Here is a 15,743-nt window from a genome sequence, read left to right as displayed (position 1 = left end):
ATCCATCTTCCGCTGTCGTCGTCCGCGACAACGGACGATCCATCATTCAAGAGACGCTAGCTTTCGTAAGGCCAGGCCACGGCGCTCGACGCCTCGCATCGCGGGGCACAACACTGCACCAAAATCGAGCCGCCGCAGCGCGACGACAAGGCAATAGCAAAAAACCAGTGCGAAGCCGCAGAGGCCGTTGGAGCGCTCGATCCCGGAGTTCCCTACGAAAGTAGGTGGGCACCATGTGTCCGGGTCCACGGACCCGGCCAGGGACAGTTCCCTAAAGGATCGATAAGGCCCCGGGGATATATGGCTCCTGACGCACGACGCAGCTTCGCGGGGGCTAATCTAGCGATCGTTGCCCGACTTCGCTAGCGGTAAGGACGACGCGGTCCAAGCTGGCGTGACCTTCTTCACCCTCCCCTGGAGGGGGTCGAGACGAGCGAAGCTCGCTCTTGGGTCGGTGCGCATGAAGCGCAGCGGAATGCGCACCGGGGTGGGGTGATCTCTCAACACGGGCGCTGCTCGAGGGGGGAGACCGTCACCCCACCTCGCCGCTCATTTCATTCGCGTCAATCCTCCCCCTCCAGGGGAGGATAAGATGGCCCGATGCCGAAGGATACGATCACCCGATCGCGATGCCGCCGCCGATGGTGCGGTTGAGCACCTGCGTGGTGCGCTCAATCCGCTCGGCGGCGGCGTTGAGCGCGTTGGAGACGGCGGTCTGGGTCGCGCGGGCGCGGTCGGCGGCGGCCGTACGGGCATTGCGCAGCTGCTCGAGCTCTTCCTCGAGGCTGCGGATGCGCGCACTGGCATCGACCAGTTCGTCGCAGGCGGTGAGCGCCGCCATCACCGTGAGCCTGGCATCGCCGATCTCGCCGAACTTGCCGCGCAGGGATTCGACGCGTTGCTCGAGGTTTTCCGCAAGCTTCAACAGCCGCACCTCCTGGCCCTCTTCGCAGGCCATCCGGTACTGCCGGCCATTGATGGTGACGTTGATGTGGCTCATCTGCCTTCTCCGCCGTCGAGCACGGCGCGAATGGTGCCGATCGCCGCGTCGAGTTTTTCCGCGATGTCGCGATTGACGCGCTCGAGCTTGCGCGTCTTCACCAGCGATCCGTCGAGCTCGTCGGCAAGCCGCGAGCGATCGGCGCCGAGCGCCTGGATCCGACTCGCCAATTCGTTCTCGTCGCGGTCGGCCTCGCGGCGCCGCTCTACGGAGCTTTCCAGCGCATCGAGCGCGGCCATCAGCCGCTTGGTCGCAGCATCGATATCGGCAAGCGGTGCCTCGGTATTGCCAGACCCGTTGGCGAGACGATCACTCATGACACGCGGCGCGGACCTTTCAGACAGGTCGGCTGGGTAGCCGGTTGGAGAAAGCCTGCCGCACGGCAAAAGCGGCGGTTCGGCAAGCGTTTAGCGGACGAAATTTACGTGGCAAGCGAGGGAAGCGCAACGGCGGCGCAGAACTATGCACCGTTCAATGAAATTGGGCCATTTCGGGCAACTTTTCCCCGTTTTGGGGCGTTTCATCGCCTTGGACTTGCGGAATTGAGGTGCTAATCCACCCTCCAACCCGTAAGGCCACTCCACGCGCGTATCGCGGCTGCCCGCCCCGATGCGTCCAGCAATCAGCTCTCATTCCAGGCGGACTTTTCATCATGACGCAGGTCGATCACACCCGTATGGCCAATGCGATCCGTGGCCTTGCCATGGACGCCGTCGAGAAGGCGAATTCCGGCCATCCCGGCCTGCCGATGGGCGCCGCCGACATCGCGACCGTCCTGTTCACCCAGTTCCTGAAATTCGACGCCGCCGACACGGCATGGCCCGACCGCGACCGCTTCGTGCTGTCGGCCGGCCACGGCTCGATGCTGCTGTATTCGTTGCTGTACCTCACCGGCAACAAGGACATGACGCTCGACCAGCTCAAGCATTTCCGCCAGCTCGGGTCGCTGACGCCGGGACACCCCGAGAACTTCCACACCAAGGGCATCGAGACCACCACCGGCCCGCTCGGCCAGGGCATCGCGACCGCGGTCGGCATGGCGCTCGCCGAGAAGATGCTCGCCGCCGAGTTCGGCAAGAAGATCGTCAACCACCACACCTATGTGCTCGCCTCCGACGGCGACCTGATGGAAGGCATCTCGCAGGAAGCGATCGCGCTCGCCGGCCACTGGCGGCTCAACAAGATGATCGTGCTGTACGATGACAACGGCATCTCGATCGACGGTCCTACTTCGATCTCCGATTCCGTCGATCAGGTGAAGCGCTTCAAGTCCGCAGGCTGGGCCGCTGAATTGATCGACGGCCATGATCCGCAGGCGATTGCGGCTGCGATCACCCGCGCGCAGAAATCCAGCAAGCCCTCGATGATCGCCTGCAAGACCACGATCGGTTACGGCGCGCCGCACAAGGCCGGCACGGCGAAAGCCCATGGCGAGGCGCTCGGCGCCGACGAGCTCAAGGCCGCCAAGGAGAAGCTCGGCATCTCGCTCGAGCCGTTCTCTGTGCCCGACGACGTGCTGAAGGCCTGGCGCGAGGCGGGTGCCCGCGGCGCCGCCGAACACAAGGCATGGGATGAGCAGTTCGCGCAGCTCGGCAGCCGCAAGCGCGCCGAGTTCGAGCGCCGCATCCGTCACGAGCGGCCGCAGTCGCTCGCCAAGGGATTGCGCGCCTTCAAGAAGGGACTGTTGGAAAATCCGCTCAACGTCGCGACCCGCAAATCGTCGGAAGCTGCGATCGAGGTGATCGCGGCTGCGATGCCGATGGAATTCGTCGCCGGCTCGGCCGACCTCACCGGCTCCAACAACAACAAGGCGAAGTCGGCGACGGCGTTTGGCGCCAAGACGCCGAAGGGCCGCTTCATCCATTATGGCATCCGCGAGCACGGCATGGCGGCGTGCCTCAACGGCATCTTCCTACACGGTGGCTTCGCGCCGAACGGCGCCACCTTCCTGGTGTTCACCGACTACGCGCGCGGCGCAATGCGCTTGTCGGCGCTGATGGGCACCGGCGTGGTCTACGTCATGACCCACGACTCGATCGGTCTTGGCGAGGACGGCCCGACGCACCAGCCGGTCGAGCACCTCTCGGCGCTGCGCGCGATGCCCAACATGCGCGTGTTCCGTCCCTGCGACGCGGTCGAGACCGCCGAGTGCTGGGAACTGGCGCTCAACCGCATCGACGGACCGACGGTGCTGGCGCTGACCCGCCAGAACCTGCCGCAGCTCCGCACCACGGCGCCGAACGACAACCCGTGCAGCCACGGCGCCTACGAGCTGGTTGCGGCCCAGGGCGACGCAAAAGTGTCATTGTTCGCGTCCGGTTCCGAGGTCCAGATCGCGGTCGAGGCACAGAAGCAGCTGGCCGGACGCGGCATCGCGACGCGCGTCGTATCGGTCCCGTCGCTGGAATTGCTGCTGGCGCAGCCCGCGGAGCGGCAAAATGCCATTATCGGCAACGCTCCGGTCAAGATCGCGATCGAGGCGGCGGTGCGCTGGGGCTGGGATGCCGTGATCGGCCACGATGGCGAATTTATCGGCATGCACGGATTCGGTGCGAGCGCCCCGGCGAAGGACCTTTTCCCGCATTTCGGCATTACTGCTGAAGCCGTCGTTAACGCTGCCACGAAGCGCGTCTGACGCTGGCCTGACACCCGCGGGCCAAGGTTGAGCTTGTCGTAAAAAAGGATTACCAAAGCTCCATCTTTTCCGTCCGCGCCCGGCCGAACCGGGCGTTCCGCCGTAAAAACCTCGTGGGAGCCCTCCCGCGGGGCCGGCACCAGCTTTAGAGGAGACGAGCATGGCAATCCGCGTCGCGATCAACGGGTTTGGGCGTATCGGCCGCAACATTCTGCGCGCCATCGCCGAGTCCGGCCGCAAGGACATCGAGGTGGTCGGCATCAACGACCTCGGTCCGGTCGAGACCAACGCGCATCTCCTGCGCTTCGATTCCGTGCACGGCCGCTTTCCGGGCACCGTGACCGTCGACGGCGACACGATCAGCCTCGGCGACAACAAGATCAAGGTTTCGGCCGAGCGCGATCCCTCGAAGCTGCCGTGGAAGGCGCTCGGCGTCGACGTCGCGCTGGAATGCACCGGCATCTTCACCGCGAAGGAGAAGGCCTCCGCGCATCTCGCCGCCGGCGCCAAGCGCGTGCTGGTCTCGGCGCCCGCCGACGGTGCCGACGCGACCATCGTCTACGGCGTCAACCATGACACGTTGACCAAGGATCACATGGTGATCTCGAACGGCTCCTGCACCACCAACTGCCTCGCGCCGGTCGCCAAGGTCCTGAACGACACTGTCGGCATCGAGACCGGCTTCATGACCACGATCCACGCCTATACCGGCGACCAGCCGACGCTCGACACCCTGCACAAGGATCTCTATCGCGGCCGTGCCGCTGCGATGTCGATGATCCCGACCTCGACCGGCGCCGCCAAGGCGATCGGTCTGGTGCTGCCGGAGCTGAAGGGCAAGCTCGACGGCGTCTCGGTGCGCGTGCCGACGCCGAACGTCTCGGTGATCGACCTCAAGATCGTCGCCAAGCGCGCCACCGACGTCAAGGAAATCAACGAGGCGATGAAGCGCGCCTCCGAGCAGCAGCTCAAGGGCATCCTCGGCTACACCAACGCGCCGAACGTCTCGATCGACTTCAACCACGATCCGCACTCGTCGACCTTCCACATGGACCAGACCAAGGTGCAGAACGGCAACTTCGTGCGCGTGATGTCCTGGTACGACAACGAGTGGGGCTTCTCGAACCGCATGGCGGACACCGCCGTCGCGATCGGCAAGCTGGTTTAAGTTCGACTGTTCGTGATGCCCGGCCAAGCGCCGGGCATCTGCGTGTCTTGCCCTCGCGTTCGCGACCGCAACGGCCGCGACATCGGCAAGCGAAAGCGACGCCGTCCCTCGGACGGCTGTGTCCGGCCGCACAGGAAGCGCTCATGACAAAATCGTTCCGCACCCTCGACGACGTCAATTTGAAGGGCAAGCGCGTGCTGCTGCGCGTCGACCTCAACGTCCCCATGGAAAATGGCCGCGTCACCGACGCCACAAGGCTCGAGCGCGTTGCCCCCACTATCACCGAGATTTCCGACAAGGGCGGCAAGGTGATCCTGCTCGCCCATTTCGGCCGCCCCAAGGGACGCGATCCCAAGGAGTCGCTGAAGCCGGTCGCGGAGGCGCTGTCGAAGGTGATCAAGCGCCCGGTCGGCTTCGCCGAGGACTGCATCGGCGAGCCTGCGGCCAACGCGGTCGCGGCACTCAAGGACGGCGACATCCTCTGCCTGGAAAATACGCGTTTCCATAAAGAGGAAGAAAAGAACGACGCCGGCTTCGTCGCTGAACTCGCGAAACTCGGCGACATCTGGGTCAACGACGCCTTCTCCGCCGCGCATCGCGCCCACGCCTCGACCGAAGGCCTCGGCCACAAGCTGCCCGCCTATGCCGGCCGCACCATGCAGGCCGAGCTCGACGCGCTCGGCAAGGCGCTGGAAGCGCCGACCAAGCCGGTGATCGCGATCATCGGCGGCGCCAAGGTCTCGACCAAGATCGACCTATTGGAAAACCTCGTGAACAAGGTCGACGCGCTGGTGATCGGCGGCGGCATGGCCAACACCTTCCTGCACGCGCAGGGCGTTGCGGTCGGCAAGTCGCTCGCCGAAAAGGACCTCGCCGCGACCGCGCTGCGGATCATGGACAAGGCCAACGCCGCGAACTGCGCGATCATCCTGCCGGTCGATGCCGTCGTCGCCAGCCAGTTTGCCGCCAATGCGCCGTCGCATGCCTACGGCCTCGACGCGATCCCGGCCGACGGCATGATCCTCGACGTCGGCCCGCAATCGATCGCGCGCATCCATGCCGCGATCGACGATGCCGCGACGCTGGTCTGGAACGGGCCGCTCGGCGCCTTCGAGCTGACGCCGTTCGACCGCGGTACCATGGTATCGGCCAAGCACGCCGCCGAACGCACCAAGGCGAAGAAGCTGATCTCGGTCGCCGGCGGTGGCGACACCGTCGCGGCGCTGAACCAGGCGGGCGTGGGCGGCGATTTTTCCTACGTCTCGACCGCGGGCGGCGCGTTTCTTGAATGGATGGAAGGCAAGCCGCTGCCGGGTGTCGAAGTACTGAAACACGGCTGAACCAGATCAAATCCGCGAACTAGCACGACAGGGAGAAATGGAATGGCTCGCATAACGTTGCGGCAACTGCTCGATCACGCGGCCGAGCATGATTACGGCGTACCTGCCTTCAACATCAACAACATGGAACAGGCGCTGTCGATCATGGCCGCGGCCTCCGAGGTCGACGCGCCCGTCATCATCCAGGCTTCGCGCGGCGCGCGGTCCTACGCCAATGACGTCATGCTCAAGCACATGATGGACGCCGTCACCGAGATCTACCCGCAGATCCCGGTCTGCGTGCATCTCGACCACGGCAACGAGCCCGCCACCTGCATGACCGCGATCCAGGCCGGATTCACCTCGGTCATGATGGACGGCTCGCTGAAGGCCGACGGCAAGACCCCCGGCGACTGGGACTACAATGTCGGCGTCACCAGGACGGTGACCGGCATGGCCCATCTCGGCGGCATCTCGGTGGAAGGCGAGCTCGGCGTGCTCGGCTCGCTCGAGACCGGCATGGGCGACAAGGAAGACGGCCATGGCGCCGAGGGCAAGCTGTCGCATGACCAGCTGCTGACCAATCCGGACGAGGCCGTGAAGTTCGTCAAGGAAACCAAGGTCGACGCGCTGGCGATCGCGATGGGCACCTCGCACGGCGCCTACAAGTTCACCCGCAAGCCCGACGGCGACATCCTCGCCATGAACGTGATCGAGGAAATCCATCGCAAGCTGCCGAATACGCATCTCGTGATGCACGGCTCCTCGTCGGTGCCGCAGGAATTGCAGGAGATCATCAACGCCAATGGCGGCAAGATGAAGCCGACCTGGGGCGTGCCGGTCGCCGAGATCCAGCGCGGCATCAAGAACGGCGTGCGCAAGATCAATATCGACACCGACAACCGGATGGCGATGACCGGCCAGATCCGCAAGGTGCTGAAGGACAACCCGGAAGAGTTCGATCCGCGCAAGTATCTGAAGCCGGCGATGGAGGCGATGACCAAGCTGTGCAAGCAGCGCCTGCAGGAGTTCAACACCGCGGGCCAGGCCAGCAAGATCAAGAAGGTGCTGACCCCCGCGGAAATGGCCAAGCGCTACGCCGCCGGCCAGCTCGACCCCAAGATCGCGTAACGAGGATCGCCTGATCTGTATCCCTCCCTCTCCCCGCTCTTCGCGGGGAAAGGGTTGGGGTGAGAGGCTGCGTCAACATCCGCGGTACCAGACGAGTTCGCGGAGAGTCCCCCTCACCCGGATCGCATCCAAGTTAAATCTACTCCGATCCCGGCCGCGACGAACGTTTTCTAGGCATTTGCCCGAGAACCGCCTATTTTGGTTTGCAAAGGCAATGCTCTGGAGGACACTCCCCATGAACCTCGCTGACCTCAACAAAATTGCGCTTGCCATGGTCACCCCGGGCAAGGGCATCCTCGCCGCCGACGAATCCTCCGGCACGATCAAGAAGCGTTTCGACGCCATCAAGGTCGATTCGACCGAAGACAATCGCCGCGACTATCGCGAGATGCTGTTCCGCTCGCAGGAGGCGATGAGCAAGTACATCTCCGGCGTCATCCTCTACGACGAGACGATCTGGCAGACGGCCCGCGACGGCACGCCGCTGGTCAAGCTGATCGAGCAGGCCGGCGCCATCCCCGGCATCAAGGTCGACGAAGGCACCCAGGCGCTGCCGAACTGCGCCGGTGAACTCGTCACCGTCGGCCTCGACAAGCTCGCCGAGCGGCTGAAGAAATATTACGAGCGCGGTGCACGGTTTGCGAAGTGGCGCGCCGTGATCGATATCGGGCCGCGAATCCCGACCCAGACCGCAGTCCGCGTCAACGCACACGCGCTGGCGCGCTACGCCGCGCTGTGCCAGGCCGCGCAGATCGTGCCGATCGTCGAGCCGGAAGTGCTGATGGACGGCGATCACGACATCGACCGCTGCTATGAGGCGACGCAGCGGGTGCTGAACCGCACCTTCCAGGAATTGCGGGTGCAGCGCGTCGCGCTCGAAGGCATGATCCTGAAGCCGAACATGGCGATCTCCGGCAAGAAGTGCCCGAAGCAGGCGTCGGTGCAGGAAGTGGCCGAGAAGACCGTCCGCCTGCTCAAGAGCTGCGTGCCTGCCGCGGTGCCCGGCATCGCCTTCCTCTCCGGCGGACAGAGCGACGAGGAAGCGACCGCGCATCTCGACGCCATGAACAAGATCGGCCATTTGCCCTGGAAGCTGACCTTCTCCTATGGCCGCGCGCTGCAGGCGGCGCCGCAGAAGGCGTGGTCCGGCAAGCCTGACAACGTCCCCGCCGGCCAGCGCGCCTTCTCGCATCGCGCCCGGATGAACGGGTTGGCGAGCACCGGCAATTGGGAAGCCGGCCTCGAAAAGCAGGCGGCATAGTTGGCCACCAAGCCCGTTCCGCCGCGGCCGGCGCCGCGCCTCTACCTGGCAACGCCGCCGGTCGACGAGCCCGCACAGCTTGCGGCCGAACTGCCGGCCCTGCTCGCCGCGGCCGATGTCGCGGCCGTTCTGGTGCGGCTGCGCGAGACCGATCCGCGCAGCATGATCTCCACCATCAAGACGCTGGTGCCTGCGATCCAGAACGCGGGCGCGGCGCTGCTGATCGACGGCCATCCCGATATCGTGGCCCGTGCCGGCGCCGACGGCGCGCATCTGAGCGGCGTCGCCGCGATGGGAGAGGCGATGCCCTCGCTGAAGCCCGACCGCATCGTCGGCGTCGGCGGCCTTGTGACGCGCCACGATTCGATGGCCGCGGGCGAAGCCGGTGCCGACTATGTGCTGTTCGGCGAGCCCGACGCCAAGGGACAGCGGCCCTCGCGTGAGGCGATCGCCGAGCGGCTGGAATGGTGGGACGAACTGTTCGAGCCGCCCTGCGTCGGCTTTGCAACCTCGCGCGAGGAGGCCGAGGCGTTCGCGGCGGCCGGTGCGGATTTCGTGCTGGTCGGAGAATTCATCTGGTCCGATCCGCGCGGCGCCAAGGCGGCGCTGGTCGAGATCGGCGACGCGATCGCGCAGCCGCATGCCGGCGCATTCGGCAAGGCCAGGGCCGAGGGAAACGCCGAGGGATGACGCCGGAATGAAATGCCTGCGTCCGATAGGTGTTGCGCTCGGCGGCATGATGCTGGCGAGCGGTGCGATGGCGCAGCTGTCGATCACGCCGCCGGCACAGACGCCGCCTGCGAAGAAGGAGGCTCCGAAGCCGAAGGTGCATTCGCCGGTCGCGAAGAAGCCGACGCCGAAGCCCGCCGCAACAGCGACGCCGAAGCCGGGCGCATCGGCGACGCCCACTCCGACGCCCTCTGCGACCCCGACGCCGGACGATCCCAATGTCGACCTGGTCTACGGCGCCTATCAGCGCGGCATGTACAAGACGGCGTTCGACCTCGCGACGGCGCGCGCGCAGAACAACAACGACGCCAAGGCAATGACGATGCTGGGCGAGCTCTATGCCAACGGGCTCGGCGTCAAGCGCGACTATGCCAAGGCCGACGACTGGTACAAGCGCGCCTCCGATGCGGGCGATCGCGAGGCGATGTTCGCGCTCGCAATGATGAAGATCGCGGGCCGCGGCGGCACGGTGGACAAGGATGCCGCGGTCAGACTGCTGGCCTCGTCGGCCAAGCTCGGCGAGCCGAAGGCGGCCTACAATCTCGCGCTGCTCTATCTCGACGGCCAGACCCTGCCGCAGGACCTGCGCCGCTCGGCCGAGCTGTTGCGCATGGCCGCGGACGCCGGCAGCCCCGAGGCGCAATACGCGCTCGCGACCTTCTACAAGGAAGGCACCGGCGTGCCGAAGGACCTCGAAAAGGCGGCGCGGCTGCTGCAGGCCGCCTCGGTGGCCGACAATGTCGACGCCGAGGTCGAATACGCCATCGCGCTCTACAACGGCACCGGCACGCCGCGGAACGTGCCGGCGGCGGTGACGCTGCTGCGCAAGGCGGCCCGGCAGAACAGCGCGATCGCACAGAACCGGCTTGCCAATTTGCTGGCGGTCGGCGCGGGCGTGCCGGTGGACAAGGTCGAGGCCCTGAAATGGCACACCGTAGCCAAGGCCGCCGGCAAGACCGACGCCCAACTTGACGACATCCTGGCCGATATGAACCCGGAAGACCGCGCCAAGGGCGAGGCAGCCGCGCGAAAATGGATCGGAAACAACGTCAAATGACGCCTTGACGGCGCCACTTCCAGAGGGCACCCAGTCCGAAGCCCAGGTGGCCACGTTCCGTTCTTTCTCGCCCGTCATCCTGAGGTGCGAGCGAAGCGAGCCTCGAAGGATGAACGGCCCGGCCGTTGGCCGTTCATCCTTCGAGACGCGCGTCCCGCGCTCCTCAGGATGACGGGACTACTTGGGTCGGCCCTCCAGCATAATCGCACCGAAGAAATCATCATCATGCTCTACTCCGCCCTCATCAACGTCATGGTCAAGGCCGCGCGCCGCGCCGGCCGCAGCCTCAAGCGCGACCTCGGCGAGATCGAGCATCTCCAGGTGTCGCTGAAGGGGCCGGCGAACTTCGTCTCGCTCGCCGACAAGCGCGCCGAGGAGATGCTCTACACCGACCTCGAAAAGGCCCGGCCCGGTTACGGGTTCCTCGGCGAGGAAGGCGGCCAGCGCGAAGGCTCGGACAAGAGCCACACCTGGATCGTCGATCCGCTCGACGGCACCACCAACTTCCTGCACGGCATCCCGCAATTCGCGATCTCGATCGGGCTCAAGCGCGAGGACACCGTGATCGCGGGCGTGATCTACAATCCCGCCAATGACGAGCTCTACATCGCCGAGCGCGGCAAGGGCGCGTTCCTCAACGACCAGCGGCTGCGCGTCGCCGGCCGCCGCCAGCTCAACGAATGCGTGGTCGCCTGCGGCCTGCCGCATATCGGCCGCGGCAGCCACCAGCTGGCGCTGCAGGAGATGGCCGCGCTGCAGAGCAAGGTCGCGGGTTTCCGCCGCTTCGGCGCCGCCTCGCTCGACCTCGCCTTCATCGCCGCCGGCCGGCTCGACGGCTATTGGGAGCGCAATCTGCAGGCCTGGGACGTCGCAGCCGGCCTGTTGATGGTCCGCGAAGCCGGCGGCACCGTCTCCGGCATCCAGGGCAATGACGACCCGCTGCAGACCGGCCACGTCGTCTGCGGCAACGAGTTCGTGCACGGCGAGCTGATCAAGATCCTGAAGCCGCTCGGGCAATAGCGCGACGGCGAGATCTATTCGTCGTCGTCATCATCGTCATCGCCGTCTTCCCCGTCGCGAAATTCGCCGCCGGCGGTGAGGCCCTCGATGGCCGTGGCGCCCTTCGCCTTGATCACCCGGCGCAGCGGGACCGAACTCTCGCTCCGCAACGCCTCCATCAAATGGTCCGAATGGGTGACGATCCAGACGTCGGCGCGGCGCGAGGCCTTGGCGATCAGCCTGGCCAATGGCGCCAGCAGCGATGGATGCAGGCTGGTCTCGGGCTCGTTCAGCGCGATGAACGGCGGCAGCCGATAGCCCATGAACGCCGCGAGCAGGCAGATATATTTCAGCGTCCCGTCGGACAGTTCGTGCGCCTTGAACGGCCGCGGCATGTCCGGCAACTGCAGCTCGAATTCGCACCGCCCGTTTTGCTCCCAGGCCCGGAGCTCGGCGCCGGGGAATGCATCCTCGATCGCATCCTGGAGGTCGGCAGCATCTTGCCTGATCGCGTAGAGCGTCGCCAGCGCGGCGGCGAGATCGCTGCCATCGGCGCTCAGCGAAGGAGTCGTGATCGCGAGACAGGGCTTTCGGATCGGCGACGCCGGATCGGTGCGAAAGTCGTGGTAGAATCGCCAGCTCTGCAACGCGTTCCTGATCAGACTGACTTCGGGGCCTGCCTGTCCGTCGAGGAAATCGGCGAGCGCGGTTTCGGACGGCAGCACCGCATCCCTGTGCTCGCTCCAGGCGCCGCTCTCGCCGCGGATACTGACGTGTGAATTGGTCCGCTCCATCAGCAGGACTTTGCGCTTGCCATGGGCCGTCTCAATGCGCTCGGACTTGATCATCGGCTCGCCGGGAAACGCCGCCTCGACCGGGCCCGGATGTCCGAGCTCGATCGAATATTTGATGTTGTCAAATCTGGCCGCCAGTCGCAGCCGTCCATCCTCGCCCCGCCGGCGCATGCCGGACCAGCAGACCGAGTTCAATCCACCTTCGTCGGCGATGGTGCGGGTGATCCGCCCGGTTGCCGCGTCACGCAGCAGCGACAGCGACTTGTAGAGATTGGATTTGCCGACGCCATTCTCGCCGACGAAGACCGACAGCGGTTGAATGGGCATGAAGAGCCGCCGGATCGAGCGATAATTCGAGATCGCAATATCGCTCGGCCGCATCACATCCCCTCAATCCCCGGGTTGCCTGCTCGCCCCCCGTTCAATCCAGAGGTGCAATCTGGATTGACTAAATTGGGAAAGCAAGCCGGAAGCGCCTCCGATCTCGGACATCAATGACCGATCCTTGCCGGCGCGGGCGGCCCGTAGACCTCAGGCTTCTCGACCTTCTCGCGGTCACCGCCGAGCACGCGCTGCACGCTGACGAAGAACACCGGCACCAGCAGCAGCGCGAGGATCACGACCGCGATCATGCCGCCCATCACCGAGGTGCCGAGCGCCTGCTGGCTGGCGCCGCCGGCGCCGGTCGCGATCGCCATCGGCAGCACGCCGCAGACGAAGGCAAGGCCGGTCATCAGGATCGGGCGGAATCTGAGACTGCACGCCTCGATGGTCGCCTCGACCAGCGGCTTGCCCTGGGCGCGCAGATCCTTGGCGAACTCGATGATCAGGATCGCGTCCTTGGCGGCGAGACCGATGATGGTGATCAGGCCGACCGTGAAGTACACGTCGTTGGACAGCCCGCGCATCGTCGCGGCCACCACGGCGCCGAGAATGCCGAGCGGAATGGTGAGCAGCACCGCGAGCGGAATGGTCCAGCTCTCATAGAGTGCAGCGAGCAGCAGGAACACCACCAGCACCGACAACGCGAGCAGGAACGGCGCCTGCGAGCCCGACAGCTTCTCCTGCAACGACTGGCCGGTCCATTCATAGCCGAAGCCGCGCGGCAGCTTGTCGGCGAGCCGCTCCATTTCCGCGATCGCGTCACCCGAGGTGAAGCCGGGCTTGGCCTCGCCGGAGATGCGCACCGCCGGATAGTAGTTGAAGCCGGCGATCTGCGTCGGCCCCTTCGACCATTCGATGGTGGCGAAGGCCGAGAACGGCACCAACTGCCCGCGGCTGTTCTTGACGTTGTAATTGAGGATGTCGTCCGCGTTCATGCGGCTGGTCTTGTCGGCCTGCACGATGACGCGCTGCATCCGCCCGCGGTTCGGGAAGTCGTTGATGTAGTTCGAGCCGAGATTGGTCGAGATCGTGTTGTTGATGTCCTCGAAGGTGACGCCGAACGCACCCGCCTTCTCGCGGTCGATCATCAGGTTGACCTGCGGCGCCGGCGGCAAGCCTTCGACATAGACCTTCTGCAGGATCGGGCTGGCATTGGCCTCCGCGATCAGGCGGTCGGACGCCGCGATCAGCGCCGCATAGCCCTTCTGGCCGCGGTCCTGCAGGCGGAACGAGAAGCCCGAGGAGTTGCCGAGATTGTCGATCGGCGGCGGCTGCAACGCCGAGATCCTGGCGTCGCGGATCGACGACAGGTCGCGGTTGATGTCGGCGACGATCGCCGCGGCGGAATCCTTCGGGCCGCGCTCCGACCAGTCCTTCAGCGTGATGAAGGCTTGCGCGGTGTTCATGCCCTGGCCAAGGAAGCTGAAGCCGGTGAGGAACGTGACGTTCTCGATGCCGGCGCGATCCTTCAGGTATTTTTCGACCTGCTCGACCGCAGCTTCGGTACGCGCATAGGACGACTCCGACGGCGTCTGCACGTCGGTCGTGATGAAGCCCTGGTCGTCGACCGGCAGGAAGCCGCCGGGCAGCCGGACGAAGCCGTAGGCGACGCCTGCGAACAGCACGGCGTAGATCAGCATCACGCGGCCGGTCCGCTTCAGCATGCCCTGCACGGTGCCGACATAGCCGCCGCGGCCAGAATCGAGCACACGGTTGAACCAGCCGAACACGCCCTTGCTGGCATGGCCGTGGCCTTTCTGGACCGGCTTGAGCAGGGTCGCGCACAGCGCGGGCGTCAGCGACAGCGCGAGCAGCGCCGAGAACGCGATCGCCGCCACCATGGTGACCGAGAACTGGCGGTAGATGATGCCGACCGAGCCGGGGAAGAACGCCATCGGCACGAACACCGCCATCAGCACCAGCGTGATGCCGATGATGGCGCCGGTGATCTGCGACATCGCCTTCTTGGTGGCTTCCTTCGGCGGCAGGCCCTCCTCGGCCATGATGCGTTCGACATTCTCGACCACGACGATGGCGTCGTCGACCAGGATGCCGACCGCCAGCACCATGCCGAACATCGTCAGCATGTTGATCGAGAAGCCCGCGATCATCAGCGTGGCGCAGGCCCCCAACAGCGCCACCGGAACCACGATGGTCGGAATGATGGTGTAGCGGATGTTCTGCAGGAACAGGAACATCACGACGAACACCAGCACCACCGCCTCGACCAGCGTCGACAGCACCTTCTCGATCGAGGCCTTCACCACCGGCGTGATGTTGTAGGGAATTTCATAACTGATATTGGCCGGGAAGAAGCGCGACAGCTCCTTCATCTTGGCCTCGACCGCGCTCGCGGTCGCCAGCGCGTTGCCCTTCGGCGACAGCAGCACCGAGAGACCGGCGGTCGACTTCCCGTCCAGGCGCGTATTGAACTGGTAGCTGAGGCCGCCGATCTCGATCCGCGCGACATCGCGCAGCCGGACCGTCGAGCCGTCGGCATTGGCGCGCAGGATGATGGCACCGAACTCATCGGGCGAGGACAGTTGCCCCTTCACCAGCACCTGCGCGGAAATCTTCTGCGTGTCGGTGCTCGGCTCCGCGCCGATGCTGCCGGAGGCGACCTGGGCGTTCTGCGCCGTGATCGCCTTGTTGACGTCGTCGGCGGACAGGCCATAGCCGACCAGCCTGGCCGGGTCGATCCAGACCCGCAGCGAGCGTTCGGTCGAATAGAGTGTGGCGCGGCCGACGCCGGGAATGCGGCGCACCTCGCCCAGCACGTTGCGGATCATGAAGTCGCCGAGGCCCACTTCATCCAGCGAGCCGTCGGTCGAGTTCAGCGTGATGATCTGCAGCACGGCGGAGGAGGCTTCCTCGACCAGAATGCCCTGCTGGATCACGGCGCGCGGCAGCCGCGCCTCGACGCGCTTGAGGCGGTTCTGCACCTCGACCGAGGCCTGGCTGGTGTCGGTGCCCGGCTTGAAGTTGGCGATGATCTCGACCTGGCCGAGCGAGTCGGAGGTCGATTCGAAGTTCAGGATGTTGGCGGCGCCGTTGAGCTCCTCCTCGATCAGCCGGGTCACGCTGTTGTACAGATTCTCCGGCGACGCGCCGGGATAGCTCGTCGAGATCGAGATCGAGGGCGGCGCGATGATCGGGTACTGCGCGACCGCGAGCAGCGGGATCGAGATCGCGCCGATCAGACAGATGAACAGCGCGACGACCCAGGCGAAGATCGGCCTGTCGATGAAGAAGCTGGGCATGTCGGA

General features: G+C 65.6%; 12 protein-coding genes and 1 other RNA gene. 8 read left to right on the top strand and 5 right to left on the bottom strand.

Going from position 1 to position 15,743, the window contains the following annotated elements:
- Positions 1–168: 168 nt before the first annotated feature.
- The 3 genes from ssrS to ACVILL_RS17865 form a co-directional block, all read right to left on the bottom strand.
- Positions 169–329: non-coding RNA, 6S RNA (gene ssrS / locus ACVILL_RS17875), on the bottom strand.
- 287 nt (positions 330–616) lie between these two features.
- On the bottom strand, positions 617–1,000 hold the full coding sequence (locus ACVILL_RS17870; RefSeq protein ID WP_456730254.1) for a cell division protein ZapA: 384 nt from the start codon (positions 998–1,000) through the stop codon (positions 617–619).
- Positions 997–1,317, bottom strand: a complete 321-nt coding sequence (locus tag ACVILL_RS17865) for a DUF4164 domain-containing protein (protein WP_223966784.1) — start codon at positions 1,315–1,317, stop codon at positions 997–999. The genes ACVILL_RS17870 and ACVILL_RS17865 overlap by 4 nt, the downstream gene beginning before the upstream one ends.
- Before the next feature lie 335 nt (positions 1,318–1,652).
- Between ACVILL_RS17865 and tkt the strand changes: the two genes are divergently transcribed.
- The 8 genes from tkt to ACVILL_RS17825 all read left to right on the top strand — a co-directional run bounded on the left by tkt (position 1,653) and on the right by ACVILL_RS17825 (position 11,320).
- The gene (gene tkt / locus ACVILL_RS17860) at positions 1,653–3,635 is read left to right on the top strand and encodes a transketolase (protein WP_456730253.1); all 1,983 of its coding nucleotides are present in this window, start codon (positions 1,653–1,655) and stop codon (positions 3,633–3,635) included.
- 160 nt (positions 3,636–3,795) lie between these two features.
- Positions 3,796–4,803, top strand: coding sequence for a type I glyceraldehyde-3-phosphate dehydrogenase (gene gap / locus ACVILL_RS17855; protein ID WP_456730252.1), 1,008 nt, complete (start codon positions 3,796–3,798; stop codon positions 4,801–4,803).
- A 143-nt stretch (positions 4,804–4,946) separates the two neighbouring features.
- The gene (locus tag ACVILL_RS17850) at positions 4,947–6,143 is read left to right on the top strand and encodes a phosphoglycerate kinase (RefSeq protein ID WP_456730251.1); all 1,197 of its coding nucleotides are present in this window, start codon (positions 4,947–4,949) and stop codon (positions 6,141–6,143) included.
- A 42-nt stretch (positions 6,144–6,185) separates the two neighbouring features.
- Entirely contained in the window at positions 6,186–7,253 is a 1,068-nt protein-coding gene (fba, locus tag ACVILL_RS17845; RefSeq protein ID WP_456730250.1) for a class II fructose-bisphosphate aldolase, read from the top strand.
- Positions 7,254–7,488: 235 nt separating this feature from the next.
- Positions 7,489–8,514, top strand: a complete 1,026-nt coding sequence (locus ACVILL_RS17840; protein ID WP_456730249.1) for a class I fructose-bisphosphate aldolase — start codon at positions 7,489–7,491, stop codon at positions 8,512–8,514.
- On the top strand, positions 8,515–9,204 hold the full coding sequence (locus ACVILL_RS17835; RefSeq protein WP_456730248.1) for a thiamine phosphate synthase: 690 nt from the start codon (positions 8,515–8,517) through the stop codon (positions 9,202–9,204). It begins immediately after the preceding gene.
- Between the two features lie 7 nt (positions 9,205–9,211).
- Positions 9,212–10,300: a tetratricopeptide repeat protein gene (locus ACVILL_RS17830; RefSeq protein WP_456730247.1), complete on the top strand. Its 1,089-nt coding sequence runs from the start codon at positions 9,212–9,214 to the stop codon at positions 10,298–10,300.
- Between the two features lie 225 nt (positions 10,301–10,525).
- Positions 10,526–11,320, top strand: a complete 795-nt coding sequence (locus ACVILL_RS17825) for an inositol monophosphatase family protein (RefSeq protein ID WP_456730246.1) — start codon at positions 10,526–10,528, stop codon at positions 11,318–11,320.
- A 14-nt stretch (positions 11,321–11,334) separates the two neighbouring features.
- Here the strand turns inward: ACVILL_RS17825 and ACVILL_RS17820 are convergent, their stop codons facing one another.
- Entirely contained in the window at positions 11,335–12,474 is a 1,140-nt protein-coding gene (locus ACVILL_RS17820; RefSeq protein ID WP_456730245.1) for an AAA family ATPase, read from the bottom strand.
- 110 nt (positions 12,475–12,584) lie between these two features.
- Positions 12,585–15,737: a multidrug efflux RND transporter permease subunit gene (locus tag ACVILL_RS17815; RefSeq protein ID WP_456730244.1), complete on the bottom strand. Its 3,153-nt coding sequence runs from the start codon at positions 15,735–15,737 to the stop codon at positions 12,585–12,587.
- Between the last annotated feature and the right edge of the window lie 6 nt (positions 15,738–15,743).

It is taken from the genome of Bradyrhizobium sp. USDA 3364, from assembly GCF_054056355.1.
This window is presented reverse-complemented; position numbering and strand designations above follow the sequence as displayed.

Excerpts from the sequence above, each read along its gene's own strand:
- ACVILL_RS17870 (WP_456730254.1), bottom strand. The coding sequence starts at position 1,000 with ATGAGCCACATCAACGTCACCATCAATGGCCGGCAGTACCGGATGGCC.
- ACVILL_RS17865 (WP_223966784.1), bottom strand. The coding sequence starts at position 1,317 with ATGAGTGATCGTCTCGCCAACGGGTCTGGCAATACCGAGGCACCGCTT.
- tkt (WP_456730253.1), top strand. The coding sequence starts at position 1,653 with ATGACGCAGGTCGATCACACCCGTATGGCCAATGCGATCCGTGGCCTT.
- gap (WP_456730252.1), top strand. The coding sequence starts at position 3,796 with ATGGCAATCCGCGTCGCGATCAACGGGTTTGGGCGTATCGGCCGCAAC.
- ACVILL_RS17850 (WP_456730251.1), top strand. The coding sequence starts at position 4,947 with ATGACAAAATCGTTCCGCACCCTCGACGACGTCAATTTGAAGGGCAAG.
- fba (WP_456730250.1), top strand. The coding sequence starts at position 6,186 with ATGGCTCGCATAACGTTGCGGCAACTGCTCGATCACGCGGCCGAGCAT.
- ACVILL_RS17840 (WP_456730249.1), top strand. The coding sequence starts at position 7,489 with ATGAACCTCGCTGACCTCAACAAAATTGCGCTTGCCATGGTCACCCCG.
- ACVILL_RS17830 (WP_456730247.1), top strand. The coding sequence starts at position 9,212 with ATGAAATGCCTGCGTCCGATAGGTGTTGCGCTCGGCGGCATGATGCTG.
- ACVILL_RS17825 (WP_456730246.1), top strand. The coding sequence starts at position 10,526 with ATGCTCTACTCCGCCCTCATCAACGTCATGGTCAAGGCCGCGCGCCGC.
- ACVILL_RS17820 (WP_456730245.1), bottom strand. The coding sequence starts at position 12,474 with ATGCGGCCGAGCGATATTGCGATCTCGAATTATCGCTCGATCCGGCGG.
- ACVILL_RS17815 (WP_456730244.1), bottom strand. The coding sequence starts at position 15,737 with ATGCCCAGCTTCTTCATCGACAGGCCGATCTTCGCCTGGGTCGTCGCG.